The 18,872-nt window shown below is 66.6% G+C and carries 10 protein-coding genes and 6 pseudogenes; 9 read left to right on the forward strand and 7 right to left on the reverse strand.

Going from position 1 to position 18,872, the window contains the following annotated elements:
- A pseudogene (locus VKI00_RS30555) lies at positions 1–399 on the reverse strand (hypothetical protein); the annotation flags it as partial.
- Positions 400–1,676: 1,277 nt separating this feature from the next.
- Between VKI00_RS30555 and VKI00_RS30560 the strand changes: the two are divergent.
- Positions 1,677–3,011: an alpha/beta fold hydrolase gene (locus VKI00_RS30560; RefSeq protein ID WP_324446635.1), complete on the forward strand. Its 1,335-nt coding sequence runs from the start codon at positions 1,677–1,679 to the stop codon at positions 3,009–3,011.
- Between the two features lie 183 nt (positions 3,012–3,194).
- On the opposite strand, the pseudogene VKI00_RS30565 reads toward VKI00_RS30560, so the two are convergent.
- The 3 genes and pseudogenes from VKI00_RS30565 to VKI00_RS30575 all read right to left on the reverse strand — a co-directional run.
- Positions 3,195–3,334: pseudogene (locus VKI00_RS30565) on the reverse strand (apolipoprotein N-acyltransferase); the annotation flags it as partial.
- 231 nt (positions 3,335–3,565) lie between these two features.
- On the reverse strand, positions 3,566–4,420 hold the full coding sequence (locus tag VKI00_RS30570) for an SDR family oxidoreductase (protein WP_324446637.1): 855 nt from the start codon (positions 4,418–4,420) through the stop codon (positions 3,566–3,568).
- Between the two features lie 34 nt (positions 4,421–4,454).
- Positions 4,455–5,870: a wax ester/triacylglycerol synthase family O-acyltransferase gene (locus VKI00_RS30575; protein WP_324446639.1), complete on the reverse strand. Its 1,416-nt coding sequence runs from the start codon at positions 5,868–5,870 to the stop codon at positions 4,455–4,457.
- Between the two features lie 144 nt (positions 5,871–6,014).
- Here VKI00_RS30575 and VKI00_RS30580 point away from each other — a divergent pair, with 144 nt between their 5' ends.
- Complete coding sequence (locus VKI00_RS30580) at positions 6,015–7,238, forward strand: hypothetical protein (RefSeq protein WP_324446641.1); 1,224 nt, start codon at positions 6,015–6,017, stop codon at positions 7,236–7,238.
- 708 nt (positions 7,239–7,946) lie between these two features.
- Here the strand turns inward: VKI00_RS30580 and VKI00_RS30585 are convergent.
- Positions 7,947–8,185 (reverse strand): annotated as a pseudogene (locus tag VKI00_RS30585) (cytochrome P450); the annotation flags it as partial.
- On the opposite strand from VKI00_RS30585, the pseudogene VKI00_RS33920 reads away from it, so the two are divergent.
- A pseudogene (locus VKI00_RS33920) lies at positions 8,156–8,308 on the forward strand (helix-turn-helix domain-containing protein); the annotation flags it as partial. The pseudogenes VKI00_RS30585 and VKI00_RS33920 overlap by 30 nt on opposite strands.
- Here VKI00_RS33920 and VKI00_RS30595 read toward each other — a convergent pair.
- On the reverse strand, positions 8,299–9,267 hold the full coding sequence (locus VKI00_RS30595) for an alpha/beta hydrolase (protein WP_324446643.1): 969 nt from the start codon (positions 9,265–9,267) through the stop codon (positions 8,299–8,301). The pseudogene VKI00_RS33920 and the gene VKI00_RS30595 overlap by 10 nt on opposite strands.
- 499 nt (positions 9,268–9,766) lie before the next feature.
- On the opposite strand from VKI00_RS30595, the pseudogene VKI00_RS30600 reads away from it, so the two are divergent.
- A pseudogene (locus VKI00_RS30600) lies at positions 9,767–11,509 on the forward strand (HAD-IC family P-type ATPase).
- A gap of 334 nt (positions 11,510–11,843) precedes the next feature.
- Here the strand turns inward: VKI00_RS30600 and VKI00_RS30605 are convergent.
- The gene (locus tag VKI00_RS30605; RefSeq protein WP_324446646.1) at positions 11,844–12,506 is read right to left on the reverse strand and encodes a TetR/AcrR family transcriptional regulator; all 663 of its coding nucleotides are present in this window, start codon (positions 12,504–12,506) and stop codon (positions 11,844–11,846) included.
- A 124-nt stretch (positions 12,507–12,630) separates the two neighbouring features.
- Between VKI00_RS30605 and VKI00_RS30610 the strand changes: the two genes are divergently transcribed.
- From VKI00_RS30610 to VKI00_RS30630, 5 genes and pseudogenes are all read left to right on the forward strand, one after another.
- Positions 12,631–13,761 carry a VOC family protein gene (locus VKI00_RS30610; protein ID WP_324446648.1) on the forward strand — a complete coding sequence of 377 codons (1,131 nt, stop codon included), beginning with the start codon at positions 12,631–12,633 and terminating at the stop codon, positions 13,759–13,761.
- Positions 13,758–14,696 carry a fumarylacetoacetate hydrolase family protein gene (locus VKI00_RS30615; protein ID WP_324446650.1) on the forward strand — a complete coding sequence of 313 codons (939 nt, stop codon included), beginning with the start codon at positions 13,758–13,760 and terminating at the stop codon, positions 14,694–14,696. The genes VKI00_RS30610 and VKI00_RS30615 overlap by 4 nt, the downstream gene beginning before the upstream one ends.
- Positions 14,693–16,582, forward strand: coding sequence for an acyl-CoA synthetase (locus tag VKI00_RS30620; protein WP_324446652.1), 1,890 nt, complete (start codon positions 14,693–14,695; stop codon positions 16,580–16,582). The genes VKI00_RS30615 and VKI00_RS30620 overlap by 4 nt, the downstream gene beginning before the upstream one ends.
- Positions 16,579–18,096, forward strand: a complete 1,518-nt coding sequence (locus VKI00_RS30625; protein WP_324446654.1) for a bifunctional 3-(3-hydroxy-phenyl)propionate/3-hydroxycinnamic acid hydroxylase — start codon at positions 16,579–16,581, stop codon at positions 18,094–18,096. Before VKI00_RS30620 ends, VKI00_RS30625 begins: the two co-directional genes overlap by 4 nt.
- Before the next feature lie 22 nt (positions 18,097–18,118).
- Positions 18,119–18,872, forward strand: a pseudogene (locus VKI00_RS30630) (cytochrome P450); the annotation flags it as partial.

Here is an 18,872-nt window from a genome sequence, read left to right on the forward strand (position 1 = left end):
AAGCTCTGGCGTGATCTCAACGGTTACGTTGTAGGCGGGTGTCGTCCCGAAGTTCTTCAACACGATGTCGAGAAACTGCCAGTGCGAGGGTGTTGATTCGGCGTACATCACGACGTTGGGTTGCGCTTGTTCTTGGCGTGCCTCGCGCGCGATCTTGACTTGGTTGTAGGCGAACACCGCGGCGATAGCCGCTATTACGAACGTCGCCCATGTAGCCCATGCTGATGCCGCGTCGGCGCGCATATGTGGGTGCGGGAGTGAGCGATAGGCGGCGCTAGGCCATCCCGTTAGCGCCTCGATGGCCGCGAACGCGGTTACCACCGCACCAACAGCGACGATCGCTTTGATCAGGCGCAACGGCCACTTGCGACGCGGCTTGAGGAGGGGCACGAGGGTCATGCTCGCATCGCCAGCCGACAGCGCGCGTCTCGACACGCCTGCGACGCCATCTCCTGGGCCGCATTTACCGGCGTTTTACCGGCGACCGGGGGCGATATAGGCCCGTACGGAGGGCGTACCGGAGACGTACCGGCAACGGGTAATAGTCGTGTCTTACAGGGAGTTTGCTACTTTCAGCGAACCTGTTTCTGCTGGTCGCGGGGGCGCCGAAAAGGGACTCATAATCCGTTGGTCGCGGGTTCAAGTCCCGCCCGCCCCACCCTAAAAAGCCTGCTCAAGGCTTAGATAGGGCGGCTAGGTCGGCTCGCCGGTACGTCTCATCGCGGCGTCGGCGCGGCGCGTGGCGGGGTCACGGTGGTGGCGTCGGCGCGCTAGCCAACTCGGAGAGCCAGGGCGCGAGCGGCGGGAATACCGCCGCTGGAGATCGCCCGGTTCATGGCCACGCCAGGGTCACCACGACGCTCGGACGCACACCTGTTCGAGGACGACCAAGCGGCAGCGATGGCGGGCCCTGGGCGCGATGGGGCAGCAAACTCATTCGCGATGTAGGAACTGTGGTCCCTCTTCGTCGTTAGGAGGTTCACCTTTTTCCAAGGTGACGCCTTCAGCGGGGAACTTCTCGAACGTTGGTGGCCAGCCAGGAATTGGCGAGCCGCGATAAGGCTTCGAGGCCGCCGCCTGAGTCGGACGTACAAAATAGGTACGGGGGCCGACCGGTTCGAACGCCTGTGCGACGCCACAAAAACCGCCCTACCAGGGCGGTTCGGCGGAGCGGGCGACGGGAATCGAACCCGCGTATCTAGTTTGGAAGACTTTTGCGGTACCCGAACGGAGGTTCGGAAGCCACTGGTCAGAGGGCTCTCAGCTAACCCAAATACCAACTGCACCTGGGGCTTTAGTGCGTCTGGCACACGGTCATGGTGCGGCGGAAGTTCGGTTGCGGTTCGGTTGCGCTGTAGGTACAGAGTAGGTACCGCGCCGGGGCGACGACCGGGACGGTGGGCTGGAGGTTACCCCGGCAGGGGAGGGTATCGCGTCCACCGGCCGCAACTCGGGACAACCTCCTGGCGTGGTCTGAACGGCACGCCCGCCCGGGAACGCACCTTCGCCGCGACTTCCGAGCTGGTCAACCCCCCAGCGCGAGCCACAACACCGATTGATTCAGTTGCCGTTCGTTCCGGGCACTTCTTTGTTCAGGCCACCTATCGCAGGTCCAAAGTCCCTGTTGTTGGGTCTGCCCGGAGGGCAACATCGTGCCCACGGTTAAGGGAGAAGCTATGACTACACCACTGCAGCCAACAGATTGGTATCCCGATCGGAGTGGCGCGCCCGGCAAGGCTGTGCCCGCGCTGCAACCGCAGGATGATCCGTTCTACTCGTACACCGGCCCCCCGCCGCTGGAGAGCATCGCGCCGGGAACGGTGCTGAAGACTCGCAGCGTTCCTTACCACATATTCGGCATCCCGACGTTGCTGAAGACCACGCAGTTGCTCTACCGGTCGACCAGCCAGACCGGCACCCCGACCGTCAACGTCACCTCGGTCATTCAGCCGCCGAGCCAGCTGCTCGACGAGAAGAAGGCGATCTCGTACCAGTCCGCCTACGACTCGCTCAACCAGAACGACGAGCCGTCGTATTCGATCTCGGGCGGACTCACGCTCGGCGGAGTCGTCATCGACGTCGAGGCGGGGGTCTTCGGTCCGTTCCTCGCCGACGGGTACACGGTCATCGTCCCCGACACTGAGGGCCAGGGGGCGCACTTCGCCGCCGTCCGCGAGTACGGACTGAACACGCTCGACTCGATCCGCGCCGTGTTTTCAAAGTCGTCGACCGTCGGGCTCCCGAGCGATGCAAAGGTTGCGATGCTCGGATACTCCGGCGGTGCGATCGCCACCGAGTGGGCCGCCGAGCTCGCCCCGACGTACGCGCCCGACGTCAACGCACGCTTGATCGGCGCGGCGATGGGCGGCGTGCTCGTCCACCCGGCGCGCAACCTGCACTACGTCGACGGCTCCTTGTTCTGGCCCGGCGTCATGCCGATGGCGCTCGTCGGCCTCGGGCGCGCGTTCCAGATCGATTTCAGGCCGTATCTCAGCGACTACGGCGTGAAGGTTTACAACGACATGCAGACCGCGTCGATCATCGACGTCCTCGGCCACTACCCAGGTCTGACGTGGCAGAAACTGGCCAAGCCCGCCTACCCGACTCCCGAGAGCCTGCCGTCCTACGCCACGCTGGCCAACCAGCTGATCATGGGCACCGGCGGTACGCCGACGATCCCGCTGTTCATCGGCCAGGGCGCCAATGGTGCTTTGCTCGAGGGCACGCCGGGCGACAAGCGGGGCATCGGCGCCGGCGACGGCGTGATGATCGCCGGCGACGTGCGCACGCTCGCCCGCGGCTACTGCAAGAAGGGCACGACGGTCCACTACGAGCAGTACGACGCGCTCAGCCACATCTGGAGCATCCGGATTTGGCTGCCGAACTCGATCGCCTGGATCAAGGAGCGCTTCGCCGGCCTGCCGGCGCCGCAGAACTGTTCGTCGATCAAGCCGGGCAACAAAATCCCGCCGATTCCGGTTCCGTCGCCAGCGGACAGCTCTCGTACCTAGCCGCCGACACGACGGGCACGCCGCCTGGCAGCACGAGGGGCAGCGATTTCGTCAGCCTTGCAGATGTGTTGTTTCGTAATCTGCTAACACGAGCGCAACAGCAAACGCCAGGATGGGCGTTCTCATAATCCGTTGGTCGCGGGTTCAAGCCCCGCCCGCCCCACCAAACAGCCCCAGGTTATAACCGCTGGTATTAGCGTGTACGGCAACCTGGCTTGCCAATTGCGGCTGCGCCCAACTTCGCTGGAACGTCGAGGTCGAACGCTGATACGCAACAGCTGGGCGCCCGGTTGCACCTCCCGGCGGGGCAGGTCGGAGAAGGTCGAGGGTGATGGCCGATGCGGTGCGCTCTTGGCAGCGCCAGGGCGGACCATGGGAAGCAGCGCGCTCGGCAACACAGTTACGGAGGCAAGCGCCCGTCGGGTTGGGAGCGGATGCTACCGGGGCGAGACACCCAAGCGCCTCCAGCCACCTCCGAAGCCTTCGAGATCCCAGGACATCGGCTTCTTGCGACGTGTCAAGGAGCAAAGCGGCACGCCGCTCGCAATTGACCCTTACTCCCGGCGACCCCCGGCTCTGAACAGCTTGAAGTACGACCACAAACGATACGCCGGCACAGGCCTCGGCCAGTCGTTGGCACGGAAGTACGCGTCCGATCCGCCATCGACGAATACGACGCTCCCGCAGAGGAAGTCCGCAGCATCCGACAGCATGAAGAGCACCCAGTCGGCCAGCTGCCCGGCATCGCCGAAACCGCCTATCGGGACAGGGAAGGAACGAACGACTTTTGCCCGCTTCGGCGTTGATAGCTGCTCCTCCAGAAGCGGCGTCATGATCGCGCCCGGAGCGAGAGCATTCAGGCGTATGCCTGCGCCCGCCCACTCGCTTTTCACCGCCTCGAGTCGAACCCGACGGCTCACGGCGATCTTGGATGCGGCGTACAGGATCGCCGAAGCATTCTTGCCGAACAATCGGGTGGAGCGAACCGCTTTCTCGGCATCATGCGCAAGGAATGCCTGCACGGTGCGCGCGGGAACCGCGGGTGTTGTCGTTGTGGAGTTGCTGGAGAAAACAACGACTTTCGCGCGGTCGGCAACAGCCAGTGCGGGGCGCCAAGCGTCCAGGAGGTCAACGACGCCGAAGTAGTTGACCTGGGCGATCAAGCGCAGACGTTCAGGTCCTTGGCCGGGGCCGAGACCGGCTGCGAGAACGGCGCCGTCCAGTCTGGCCTCCGACGCCGCCAGAACGCCGTCGGCCGCCGTCCGGCGTCCCTTGACGGTCGACAAATCGGCCACGATATCTGCGTGCTTGATGTCCACTCCGATCACGGTGTGGCCGGCGTCGCACAGCTTGTCCGCGACCTTGCGCCCCATCCCCGAGGCCGATCCGGTGACCGCGTAGACACCCATGAGTGCATCTCCTTCCTCCTGATGGGTAGCGGCTTCACGTCGCCACTCCGACCGCAGTCTCCAGATCAACGAGTACGCGCTCGGTCAGCGGTATGAGCGACCCGATGTCGGGCATCACGTTGCGGCCGGAAACATAGCCGAACGTCACCCGGTCGGCATAGGAGCATATCGTCACGTTCAGTGCCTGCCCGTTGATGGCGGTCGACACGGGATAGATCTCCTCGAGATGCGCACGGTTCCAGTACATCTCGGCCTGCGGCCCGGGAACGTTGGAGATCGACACGTTGTAGCCGCGGCGCAGCCGTGGCGCGAACGGCACCATCGGCAACAGGACCGTGGGCCCGATACTCGCCGCAAGAAGCAGCATCGTCGCGTTCGACCCGCGGCTTGCCACCTGATGCTTCGCCCACGTCATCGCACGATGGATGTGGGCCAGCCGCTCGACTGGGTCGGCCAGGTTGGTGCCCAACGGGCACAACTCCAAACCGAACAAGTTTCCGTGCCTGTCCTCGTCAGCCCCGTGATCGCGGCTGCGCACCGTTACCGGGCAGATGGCTACCAGCGACTTGTTCGGCAGCTCGGCATGGGCGGTGAGCCACTCCCGCAACACTCCTGCTACTACCGCTATCAGCACGTCGTTGCCGGTCACCCCGGCTGCCTTCTGGACCGCGCGGATGCGAGACTTTGACCAACTGGCCCCCGCGAAGGTGCGCTCGCGGCCCAGTCGGCCGTTGAACCTGGTGTAGGGGGCGCCGAACGGTAGAACGGTAGTCCCCGCCCCGAGGCTGGCGAACACTGTCGATACTTCGCCTACGGCGAGTTGGCGAACAAAACCCAGGCCCGAGGTGACGCCGCTCAGCGCCGAGCGCACAAGCGACAACGGGTTGCGGATCAGTCCGGGTGAGTTAGCTGCAGGCTGCGCCGGTTGCTTTGGTCCGATAGCGTAGATCGGCCGCATTGACCGGCTCTCAGGATCGGTGGTCAGCGCATCAGCGATCATCTTCAATCCGGCGACACCGTCGACCACGGTGTGGTGCACCTTGATGTAGAACGCGAATCGACCGCCCGCCAGACCGTCGATCACATACGTCATCCACATCGGTCGGGACCGGTCGAGCGGTTCGCTGTGCAGCTCGCCGATCAGCTTCCACAGCACTTCGCGATCCCCGCCCGCAGGCAGCGTGCGGCGCTGTAGATGCTCGCGCATGTCAATGCTGTCGTCGGCACGCCATACCCAGATACCGGCGGTGTCGACGCCCACGTGTGGGTGCCGACGAAATCGCGGATCCAGTTCGGCGGTGTCGGTCAGCGCCTCCTGATACAGCTCTTCGACATACCCGGGCCCGGCGTCCGCGGGCGGGGACAGGATCAGCAACGCGGCGACGTGCAGCGGGTCGGAGACCAGCTCCGCCGCGATCATCGCCGCATCTAACGGCTCCAGCGGGTCCATCGGCCAGACCCCAACCCCTTCAACTGATCGGGATCACAATACCGTTGCCTCCGGCTACTCACATCCACAAATGGCGAGCGGCCGCGTCGAGCAGGACCTAAGTCCCTATGCCGCCCGGCAGGCGGGAAACTAGCGTCCCCCGACATGGCAGCACCCGACAGCGACGGCGAACCGCCGGTGGTTGCATCTCAACGGCCTCCTCGCGGTTCCGGTCCACTGGACTACTTCGTCAGGCCGTTTCGACGGACCGGCCGTTACTACGCTCGGTCATGGCGGGACTATCTCGACCATCAGCCGGATGAACTCCCCGTTGCGCGACCCACTCTCGCGCTCGCTGCGCAAGCGCTCCGCGACGAAATCGTCCTTGCCGGCTTCCGGATGTTCCGGCCCCTCAGCGACACGCATGTGTTTGAACGAATCAACCGCGAAGTGCGGGCAGCGCTCGAGTTCTACGGGCAGCAAGGGTATCTGGACAAGCCCGAAGAATTCTTCGCGGCCCCGCCGCCGCTGACGGACGTCACGGTCCGGCCGGTCAAGACGCGCGGACGGTCCTACGAACGGATGGTCTTCGACAGCGGGTACGAGCCGAAAGTAGGCGAACCGGGCCGTGAGCGATGGCTGGGCTATACCGCCAACAACCGCGAGTATGCGTTGCTACTGCGACACCGGGAGCCACGCCCCTGGCTGGTGTGCGTGCACGGTGCCGTGATGGGCCGGGGCCTGCTCGACCTCACGCTGTTCCGTGCCTGGCATCTTCATGAGGACCTCGGCCTGAATGTGGTCCTCCCAGTCCTTCCAATGCACGGCCCGCGTGCGCGCGGCCTGCCACAGGGCGCGGTGTTCCCCGGCGAGGACGTGCTCGACGACGTCCACGCCGCGGCTCAGGCGGTGTGGGACGTGCGCCGTCTGCTGTCCTGGATACGCGCGAAGGAACCCGACTCGCCAATCGGCCTGAACAGCATCTCCCTCGGCGGCTACATCACATCGCTCGTCGCCAGCCTTGAGGATGGTCTTACCTGCGCAATTCTCGGCGTCCCATTTGCCGATATGACCGAACTGCTCAGGCGGCACGCAGGGATGAGCCGCACCGACCCGCGCCGTAAGACCGTGACGTTGGCGGAACCGCTGGGCCGGATGGTGTCGCCACTGTCGCTGAATCCTCGGGTTCCGATGCGGGGCCGGTTCATCTACGCCGGGATCGCTGACCAACTCGTGCATCCACGCGAGCAAGTCATTCGTCTCTGGGAACACTGGGGCAGACCCGACATTGTGTGGTACAAGGGCGGACACACCGGGTTCTTCCAGTCACGGCCGGTGCAGCGGTTCGTCGACGCCGCGCTCGTCCAGTCACGGCTGATCAATTCGTGAGTAAAGAAAACCGCCGCCGATGACCGCCAACGTGACGACAGCAAGCGTTACGACACGCACGCTTGCGCTGACACCCGCGCCACAGCTGATAGTCGCTAGCACCCGCAACCGGCGCGAGGTCGGCGAGCTCGTCGGATCGCTGGTGCGTGCGGGCCTGCACCCCGCCGCAAGCGTGCTTTCACCATCCCTGCGTGCGTTGTTCCCTACATGCGCGGGGGATAACGATCGTAGGAATGCCACATCGTCCGGGTCTCGACGTAGCTGTCCGTCGGATTCGTGACGCATTGCCTGTTGGTCGGGTGTCCAGCCACCGCGGGCCTAGCTAACACACGTGGCCGCATCTCACCCCGGCGTCAACCCGGCGACCGGGGGCGATTCGTAGCCGCACCGAAGGCGTACCGAGACCGTACCGGCAAGGACCAAAAATGTTGTGTTGAAGGCAATATGCCGCGATTCAGCTAACCCTTTCCGCCTGGTCGCCGAAGCGCCGTATCGGGACTCATAATCCGTTGGTCGCGGGTTCGAGCCCCGCCCGCCCCACGTCAGCCCCACAACTTAAATACGCAGGTAGACACATTTTTTGGCGTTAGCTGAGCAGGTCAACCGCCGCTCCGCCTGGATAGGTTCCGGCGCGAAGCAGCGCAGGCGTGAACGACACGCCAGTGGCCAAAACGCGGACCTTGACCTCGCAGGGGCTTGGCATGGGTTCGTCCTCCTCGACGACACTGACGCCGCCATCAGCACCATTTCCGTCCAATGCGAAGCCCTGCCCGATGCAGATCCGCCGTCCACCCCCGAACGGAAGATAGGCCGAGCGGGGCCGATCCTCAGGCGAAACGCCCAGAAACCGGGTCGGGTCCGGGGTTGGGGCACCACCGCGCGTCGTGGTGAATGTGGTTGGTCGGGATGACGACCGTGGTGCCTCGCCGGATGTGGTGACCGTCGACCTGCTGAGCAACGTCGGGCTAACCGTCGAATAGGTATCCAAGCGGCTGGGCTACACCGACACGTCGACGTTCTGCCACGCGTTCAAGCGCTGGCACGGAATGCCGGCGAGCGCCTACCTCCGCGAGACTGCCGCTTTGAGGGCCGCCAACCCACGGTTGGTCGCCTCCGCCGCGGCCGGCACGACGAGCGCGAAACTGACGTAGCCATGCACCATCGTGGGTTCGTTGCGCAGTTCGACGGGCACCCCGGCGGCGGTGAGTAGTTCGGCATAGCGGGCGCCGTCGTCGCGCAGCGGATCGTATTCGGCGGTGCCGATGAACGCGGGCGGCAGGCCGCTGAGGTCTGCGGCGTTCGCCGGCGCCAGCGTGGTGGGCAGCTTGTCCGGCTCGCTGACGTCGACATCGGGCAGATACCAGGTCAGAAACGCTTCGATCGCTTCGGCGTCCAGAATCGCAGCGTCAGCGTTCTCGGCATGTGACGGCAGCGAGGTGTCAGCGGACGTTGCCGGATACCAGAGCAGCTGGAAGACCAACGGCGGCCCGCCGTGGTCGCGGGCCAACTGCGCCATCACCGCCGAGATGTTGCCGCCCGCCGAGTCGCCGGCGACCGCGATCCGCGCGGGGTCGCCCCCCAGCTCACCGGCGTGCTCGCCGACCCAGCGCAGCGCGGCCCAGGAGTCGTCGATACCGGCCGGGAACGGATGTTCGGGGGCGAGCCGGTAGTCCACCGACACGACGATGGCCTCCGCGCCGACGGCGTGTGCGCGGGCTACCGCGTCGTGGGTGTCCAGGTCGCCGATCGACCAGCCGCCGCCGTGGTAGAAGACCACCACCGGCAGATCGTCATGTGCGGGAATCGGCGGCCAGTAGATGCGCGCCGGAATGTCTGTCAGGTCGTCAAAGCCGATGGTGCGTTCTTCGATTCGCATGGTGGGCAACAGGTCTGCGGGTGGCTCGATCTGCCGCATCTTCTGGCGGGCGGCCTCGACCCCGTCGGCAACCCTGATCTGTAACGGCAAGGCGTCGAGCAGGGCTTTCAGGGTCGGATCGATACCCGCCCGCGTGGACGTGGGTTCTGCCATGGCCTTACGGTAGCGCCCACGACCGTGGCCGCGGCAAGAGCAGTGATTTCTCATTGTGAGCTTAGGTGCCGATGTTTCGTTTGCCGACCGAGCACCCGAGTTTGTCGGCGATGGCGCGCAAGGACAGGCCGGCGTCGCGCCGTCTCAGTTGATGGCGCGCCGCTCCTTGCGTATCCGATCTATGCGCTGATGGTCGAATTCGCGCCTACACCGGGCTTCGCAAGGCTGAGCTGGCCGCCAGTCGCCGGCGTGGTGTTCGCGCCGGGCACTGATGCACCGAGCGCGGTCGTCCTGCCCTGATCAAGTGCAGTTGTTGTTCCGTTCGGCGCCAGTCCGCAGCTGCGACCAGGGACGTGAGCGGGTCCTTGGGCCTCTGATTGCGGGTATTGCGGCCCTTTGGTGGCATCGCGGCCTGCTCGACTGAGGTGAACCCTTCCCTGGAGTCGGCCGCACCAGCGCGGGAGTGGGTGCCTATGCGGGAGCGCGAGAGGGATCCAAGATGGGGGGTGTGGAACCGGCGCCCCGGCGTTGGGGTATGCGGTTGCGTCCGCTGGTCGAGCCGGCCTTGGTGGTGCTCACGGTTGCCGCGTTGGGCGTCGGCGGGATCGCGTGGTTGGCCGGATGGCGTGTGGTGGCCGACCGGTGCTGGATGGCGGGGACCCTGGTCGCGGTGGTGCCCGCAGTGGTGTGGGTGCCGGCGGCGCTGCGCCGGGGACGGGTCGGGGTGGATCTGATTGCGGTGTTGTCGCTGGTCGGCACGCTGCTGGTGGGCGAGTACCTGGCGGGTGCGTTGATCGCGGTGATGCTGGCCGGTGGGCGGGCGCTGGACGCCGCGGCCGAGCGCCGCGCCTCCCATGACTTGCGGGCCCTGCTCGAGCACGCGCCACGATTCGCACGCAGACGCGTCGGCTCCGAGATGAGCGTGATCCCGCTGGCCGAGGTGGCCGTCGATGATCTGCTGGTGGTCGGCCCGGGCGAGGTGGTGCCGGTGGACGGGCGCATCGTCGACACGGTCGCCGTGTTGGACGAGTCCGTGTTGACGGGCGAACCGCTGCAGGTGGAACGTGGCGTCGGTGAGCCGGTGCGCAGCGGTGTGGTCAACGCGGGCACCGCGTTCGAGCTGCGCGCCACCGCAACCGCCCAGGACAGCACGTCTGCGGGCATCGTGCGGTTGGCCGAAGAGGCCGGGGCGGAAAACGCGCCGATCGTGCGGCTGGCCGATCGCTACGCGGCGTGGTTTTTGCCGGTGGCGCTACTGGTTGCCGGCGCGGCGTGGTGGGCGAGCGGGTCTGCAGTGCGGGCGGTCGCGGTGTTGGTGGTGGCCACGCCGTGCCCGCTGTTGCTTGCCGCCCCGGTGGATCAGATGTCGCCGCATGTGCTGGCCGAGGCCATCGTCACCGAAGCCCTCGCCCGCGGGCTCCAGCTGTCGCTGCCCAGCGACGTCGCGGAACAGCGCGGTCAGGGCGTCACCGCCAGGATCGGCGAGCACCGGGTCCAGGTCGGCAAACTACCGGGTGACGCGGTCGGGGCGGGGTGGGCGCGCGCGGCGGTCAACCGGGCCAGCCTGGACAGCGCCGCGATCGTGTGGGTGTGCATCGATGAAGAGCCGGCCGGTGCGGTGTTGCTGCGAGACCCGTTGCGGCGTAACGCACCCCGCACCGTGCGCCGGCTGCGCGGGGCGGGCCTCAACAGGTTGGTCATGCTGACCGGCGACCGCGCCGAGCCGGCCCGCGAGGTGGCCGCCGTGCTCGGGTTGGACGAGGTTTACGCTGAACAGAGCCCGGCCGACAAGGTCGCCGCGGTGCGCGCCGAACGCGACCGCGCGGTGACCGTGATGGTCGGTGACGGGGTCAACGACGCCCCCGCGTTGGCGGCGGCCACCGTCGGTGTCGCGATGGGCGCGCGCGGCGGCGTCCTCCGAGGCCGCCGACATCGTGTTGACCACCGATCGGCTGGACCGCCTCGCCGATGCGATGGATATCGCCCGCTGGTCGCGGCGCATCGCCGTGCAACGCGCCGTGTTGGGATGAGTTTGTCGCTGGGGGCCATGGTGATCGCTGCGCTGGGCTTCATGCCGCCTGCCGCCGGTGCGCTGCTGCAGGAGGGCATTGACGTCGCGGTCATACTCAACGCGTTGCGGGCGCTGCGTGGCAATCCGGCCGTCGATGTCGAACTGCCCGCAGACACCGAGAAGATGCTGCGCCGCTTCGCGGCCGAACACGACAGCTGCGCGACACGATGACCTGCTGGCGTGTCTGAACGGCCTGTACACGTTGCTGCGGCTGCACTTCGTGCAAGGAGGAGGAGAACTACTTCACCCTCGCCGAGGACGAACCCCAGACCCCCGAAACCGGTCGCCCGCCAAAGCCACACGACACACCCGCGGCGTTGTTGCGGAGCCACGATGGGTCCGGCAAGTGCGGCTTTGGTGCTTATCCTCGGGTCGGTGATTGGCACCGCAATCGCGCGGCCAGGGGAGTGCGGATCACAGAAGTAAATGCTGGTCACAGAAGTAGATCGGTGAGGAAATGGGCGTGAAGGTCGATCAGGTCGTTGTTGGCATGGCGGAGCGCAGTTCAGGCGGCGGAGTTCGGCTCGACGAGCGCATCGAGGTCGGGTAGCTGGTGTTGGCAGATTTCGCGTGCTTCGTCGGCCGGAATCCCGAACAGCCGTAAGACGTGTTCGGTGACCTTGTCGGTGGCCCGTGCGTCGTCGCGCTCGGGTTCGTCCCGGAGCAGCTTGCCGAGTCCCAACAATGCGCCGCCCGCCAAAGCCAAAGCCAGGCCGGGATCGTCGACGTCGAATCGGCCGGCGCGCGCGGCGGCGTTGATGTCGCGTAACGCGCGGGGAGCCAGGCCCCGGTCGGAAGACAGCAGCGTCAGCCCGTTGGCGAGCAGGATCTGGCTCTCCTGGGGCCGGCGCCGGAACAGCCGCCCGGTGAGCCGAAAGCTGCACGCGAAGGCCTCGGCGGGGTCGTCGATCGACGCCGTGAGCTGGTCGAGCAGCGCCCCGTGGGCGTCGAGCACCTCGGTGACCGCGGCGTCAAACAGCTGCTCTTTGCTGTGGAAGTGGTTGTAGAAAGAGCCCATCCCGACGTCGGCGGCCTGGGTTATATCCAGGACCGGGACATTGAGCTTGCCCGCGGCGATGAACACCCGCGCGGCCTTGATCAGCGCCGCGCGGGTGCGCAGCTTGCGCCGCTCCAACCGGTTGATGGGCTCACCTTGATTCTCGCTCACATCCACTCCGCCCTTCAGGCAGGCATCGTACCAGATGTCCTCAATTGTGAGTATTTCGTCAAATACCCTTGACTGACCATGCCGTCGTATGTGACGATTTCGTCATCCAAGAGAGGAGAGCGGGATGAGCGACGCAGTCGGCGCCCACAATGGCCTGCACAGCGAGCAAGGGGCGCGCAACGGTGAGCACCCGGGGCGGTCACGACATCCGGTGATCAAAGTTGCCGACCTCGCCTGGCTGGAATTCGAGAAGCCGGACTTGGACCGTGCCGAAGCGTTCGCCCGCGCCTTCGGGTTTCAGTCCGTGCTGCGTACGTCACAGGAGCTGCAACTCCGCGGCACGGATGCGGGCGCGCCGTGTGTGGTCCTTCGCCGCGGCCCGCGGTCCCGATTCGTCGGTGTCGCGTTCAAGGCCCAGGACCGTGCCGACGTGCGGCGGTTGGCCGACGCGACCGGCGCTCCGACGCGGGCACTGCCGGAAACCTTCGGCGGCCTGTCCGTCGACCTGGTGGATCCGAGCGGCCTCCCCGTGCACGTCGTGGCGGGCACCCACGAGCTGGCGGCCCTGCCCAGCCAGCAGCCGCACGAATTCAACTTCGGCCACGCACTGCGCCGCACCAACGCCACCCAGCGGCCACCGCGCGTGCCCAGCAGGGTGCAGCGGCTCGGGCATGTGGTTTTGCAGACGCCCAACTACCTCACGGCGCTGAACTGGTACCTGGACAACCTCGGCCTGATCGTCAGCGACTTCCTCTACTACCAGGGGCAGCGTGATCTCGGCCCGGTGATGAGCTTCATCCGCTGCGACCGCGGTGCCACACCCACCGACCATCACACCTTGGCGATGGCCCTCGGGCCGTCCAGCCGCTACGTGCACTCGGCCTATCAGGTGAGCGATCTCGACGCGCTCGCCGCCGGCGGAGAGTACCTGCGCGAGCAGGGCTACTACCGGTCCTGGGGCATCGGCCGCCACATCCAGGGCAGCCAGCTCTTCGACTACTGGCGAGACCCGGACGGTTTCCTTGTCGAGCACTTCGCCGACGGCGACATGTTCGACAACACCCTCGAACCGGGCTGGGCGCCGTTCACCGCTTCCGGTCTGGCCCAGTGGGGACCACCGGCGACCAAGGACTTCCTCGGCATCAAACCCCGATTCCTACCCCATGAAGCGCGGTCGGTCATCACCGCACTGCGCGACGACAACGAATTCGACCTCACCCGCCTACGCGGCCTACTGAAAGTAGCCAACTCATGACCATCTCCGTCCTGCGCACCGCCGACTCCTGGTGGGTGAAAACCGCCACTGGAGCCGCCAAGATCGCCACCACCGCCACCAGCACCGGTGAGCTACTCGCCGACCGGGCCGCCATCGACGCCGCGTCCCACGGCACCGATACCGTCCCGGTCGACAGCCTTGCCCTGGTGTCCCCGATCACGGCGCCGTGCCGGGTGGTGGCACAGATGACCAACTTCGCCTCCCACGTCAAAGACGCTGGCATGGACCCCAACACCATCCCGCTGACGTTCTTCCGCAAAGCGTCCGGCTCGATCTGCGGCCCGTTCGACGACATCGTCAAACCCGGCCACGTTCACTTCCTCGACTACGAAGTGGAGATCGGTCTGGTCATTGGCCGCGACATCCCCGTCGGCACCACCATCACCGAGCCGGACCTGGCCGACTACATCGCCGGGCTGGTCGTCACCAACGACGTCTCGGCCCGCGACGTCCAGCTCCCGCAAACCCAGTTCTACGAAGCCAAGTCGTACCGGACGTTCACACCCGTCGGGCCCGCCTTGGTCCTGCTAAATGCCGACGAACTCAAGCGATTCGGCGATCTGCGGCTGCAGCTGCGGGTCAATGGCGAACTGCGCCAGAACTCCGTTGTCGACGGCGACATGATCTACCCGCCGGTGCAGGCGCTGCAGTCGCTGGCCCGGTTCCAAGACCTTGCCGCAGGCGACCTCGTGCTGACCGGCACCCCGGTGGGTACCGCGCTGAGCGCCCCGCCCAAGCCGGTCCAGATCATCGCCTCGCTGCTGCCCCCGACGGTGAGGTGGAAGGCGTTCTTCAGCCGCCAGGCCAACAATCCGAAGTACCTGAAGAACTTCGATGTGGTGGAAGCCAGTGTGGCCACCGACGACGGCGCGATCGACCTGCGTACCCAGCGCACCGCGGTGAGGTACGGGTGAGCGAAAACTGCCTGTGGCCGTCCTACGCTTCCCCGGACGATCTCGCGGAGATCGAGTCGATTCCGTTGTCGGAGCGGGGCCTGCCGGATTCGACCTATGAGGTGCTGGTACGCGCGGCAGCCCTCTGGCCCGACCGCACCGCGGTGACGGTGTTGCCGGAGGCCTGCCGCTGGCAGCAGCCGACGCGGCGCACGTACGGCGAACTGCTCGAGGATGTCAACAGAACGGCGAACCTGTTGCGCGACTTCGGCGTAGAACCCCACAGCGCTGTCGCACTGATCGCGCCGAACTGCGACGAGCTGATCACGGCCACACTGGCCGCGCAGCTCGCCGGCATCGCCGCGCCCATCAACGGCGCGCTATCGGCGGACCACGTCACCGAACTGGTGAAGCGCTCAGGCGCACGGGTGCTGATCGCCGCGGCACCCGAACTCGACACCGCCTGCTGGAACACGGCTCGATACCTGGCCGACGCCGGCGTCATCGACACCGTGCTGCTGCTGCGCCCGGCCGGTAATCATGCCAACGCCAACACGCCGCCGCGGCTCGCCGGCGCGACCGTCGGGTACCTCGGGCACCTGGCCGAGAACTACAGCGGCACGGCATTTTCCGGCGAGTCACCCGCTGCGGGCGATTTCGCCGCGCTGTTTCACACCGGCGGCACCACCGGTGCCCCGAAGTTGGCCGCCCACACCCACGCCAACGAGGTGACCGACGCGTGGATGATCGCGGCCAACACCGCGCTCGGCGAGGACACCACCGTGTTCGCCGCACTGCCGCTGTTTCATGTCAACGCGCTGGTGGTCACCCTGCTGGCGCCGATGCTGCGGGGCAACCAGGTGGTGTGGGCAGGGCCGTTGGGCTACCGGGATCCCGCGTTCTACGCCCATTTCTGGAAGATCGTGCAGCACTACGCCATTGCCACGATGAGCGCGGTGCCCACCGTATACGCGGTGCTCGCGCAATGCCCTGTCGATCCCGACATCTCCAGCTTGCGTCTGGCGGTGGTCGGGGCGTCGGCGCTTCCGGCCACAGTGCGCAAGGATTTCGAGTCCGCCACCGGCGTTCCCCTCGTTGAGGGCTACGGCCTGACCGAGGCGACGTGCGCCAGCGTGCGAAGCTTTCCCGACCACCCCCGGCACGGCGCGGTCGGCCAGCGGATGCCCTACCAGCACCTCAAAACCGTGCGCATCGACGAGGACGGCCGGTGGCACGATCTGCCCAGCGGCCACGTCGGCACCTTGGTGATCAGCGGGCCTACCGTCTTCCCCGGGTACGTCACCGCCTGCGGCGCAGACGGTTTCGTGCTCGACGGCAAGGGCAAGCTGGTCGGCGGCTGGCTGGACACCGGAGACCTGGCGTGGATCGACGCCGACGGCTTCGTCCACCTGACCGGCCGGGCCAAGGACCTGATCATCCGCGGCGGCCACAACATCGACCCGGCCACCATCGAAGACGCGTTACTGGCCCATCCCGCGGTGACGGGGGCCGCCGCGGTCGCGCGGCCCGACGCCTACGCCGGGGAAGTACCGGTCGCATACGTCACCGTGCGGCCCGGTGCCACCGTCACCGGCGACGCGCTGCGTGACTGGGCCGGCGAGCGGGTCGCCGAAAGCGCCGCCGCACCGAAGGCCGTCACGATCGTCGACGCGTTGCCGGTGACTCCGGTGGGCAAGCCCTACAAGCTGGCACTGCGTGCCGATGCCGCCCGCACCGCGGTGCGCGAGGCACTGAGCGGCGTGCCTGGCATCCAAGACGTCGGGGCCCGCACCGAAGACGGATCAACGGTCGTTTCGGTGACCGTGACCGCATCCGCGGACCACCGGGCGGTGGAAGACATCCTCGGCCGCTATCCGCTCACCTACCGCATCACGGAGTTCCGATGACCGATACCGTTCGCAACGTCCCGGTCGTGATCGTGGGCGCCGGTCCCACCGGCATCACCGCCGCCACGCTGCTGGCCCAGTACGGCATCGACTGTCTGCTGCTGGACCGCTGGACCACCGTGTATCCGCAGCCGCGTGCCGTGCACATTGACGATGAAATCTTCCGCATCGTCGCCCGTCTCGGTATCGCCGACGAGTTCGCCGCAATCTCGCGCCCGGCGCACGGGCTGCGATTGCTCGACAACGCGATGGCTGTGCTGGCCGAATTCCGTCGTGACCCCGGCCGCAGTATCCACGGCTTCCCGCAAGCCAACATGTTTGAGCAGCCGGAGTTCGAAGCCGTGTTGCGAGCCAACCTCAAGCGCTACCCGCACGCCGAGTTGCGTGGCAACGCCGAAGTAACCGACATCGACGACGCCGGGCGAGGACCCGTTCGGGTCACGTTCGCCGACCGCACCGATGGCCAGGAGCATGCCGTCGACGCGGACTATGTGCTGGGTTGCGACGGCGCCAATAGCCTGGTGCGGGAACGCATCGGTGCCAGGATGCGTGACCTGAACTTCGAGCAGCGTTGGCTGGTCGTGGACGTCGTCACCACCGCGGACCTCGGCCAGTGGGACGGCGTGCACCAGGTCTGCAACCCGCTCCGCGCCGGCACATTCATGCGCATCGGCGACAACCGATACCGCTGGGAGTTTCGGCTGCTGTCCGGCGAAACCGCCGAAGACTATCGCGACCTGGCCCGCCTGAAGCCGCTCATCGCACCGTGGGCGTCCGAGGTTCCCGACGACGCACTCGAGCTGATCCGCAGCGCGGAATACACCTTCCGTGCCCAGATCGCCGACAAATGGCGCCGCGGCAACGTCTTCCTGCTTGGCGACGCCGCCCATCTGACGCCGCCGTTCATCGGCCAGGGCCTGTGCGCGGGACTGCGCGACGCGATGAACCTGGCGTGGAAGTTGGCCGGCGTCCTCGACGGCAGCGTCCCCGAGGCTGTCCTGAACACATACGAACAGGAGCGAAAACCCCACGCGCGACATATGATTCAGCTCGCACTGGTCATCGGATGGTCGATGACCGCCGGCGGTGAGATCGGCAACCTGATTCGCCGCATCCTCGTCCCCCGCCTGAGCCTGATTCCCGGCCTGCGCCACAAAGTCATCGATAGCAGAACCCCGGGGCTGCACCGCTCCGCGCTCGTCGTCAAGTCGCGAACGCCGCGGCAACTCGCTGGCACGCTGTGCCCAAATCCACCGCTGTCCAACGGGAATCGCCTCGACGCCGCACTCGGGACCGGCTTCGCACTCATCACCACGAAGCCGCTCAGCCCAGCCGAACGCGCACTGGTCGAGCAGCGCGGGGCGACCGTTCACACCGCCGAGACCGGCAGCGAACTCGGCGACTGGCTGCGCCGCGGCCACGCCACCGCCGCGATCATCCGGCCCGACCGCGCCGTCATGCGTGCCGGCCGGCACGTACGAACACTCTGCGAAGGAATTCCCGCATTCCGATAACCGCAACTAAAGAGGAGACCTTGTGCGCACGGTTCCCGTCTATCAAGCCGACATCTACAGCACCGGCGCGATCGTCGACCCCTACCCGCACTACGGCCGGCTGCGCCGGCTCGGGCCTGTGGTGTGGCTGCCCCGGCAGAGGGTGTACGCGATCCCGAGATACGCCGAATGCAAATCCGTGCTCCGCGACGATGGCACGTTCATCTCCGGAAACGGTGTGGCGCTCAATCTCCTCGCCAATCGCCTCTCGCGCGGCACCACCCTCAACAGCGACGGCGCCGAACACGACCAGCGCCGTAAGCTTGTCGCGCACCGGCTGCTACCGCGTGCGCTGCGCGCCATCAGCGACAACGTCGACCAACAGGCCGCCCGGGTGGTCGAAGCGGCGCTGCGTCGAGGGGAGGTCGACGGTGTCGAAGACATCGCCTCTGCGTTGCCGTTGGCTGTGGTGCCCGACCTCGTCGGCTGGCCGGCCAGCCGACGCGACAATCTCATCTCTCTGGCCGGCGCCACGTTTGACGTTTTGGGCCCGCTCAACAAGCAGGCCCTCAAAGCGATCCCGGGCAGCCTGCAGATGCTGCGGTTTGCCCGCAGCATCGTGCGCCGGGGTGAGGTGGTTGAAGACAGCATGGCTCATGACGTCCTTGTCGCCGCCGACGCCGGCACCATTTCCCGGGCCGAATGCACCGCGCTGATGATCGACTACGTCGGTCCGTCGCTGGACACCACCATCAGCGCGATCGCCAACGCGCTGCACTTGTTCGCCACACATCCCG

Source organism: Mycobacterium sp. (genome assembly GCF_035314665.1).
Lineage (GTDB): Bacteria > Actinomycetota > Actinomycetes > Mycobacteriales > Mycobacteriaceae > Mycobacterium.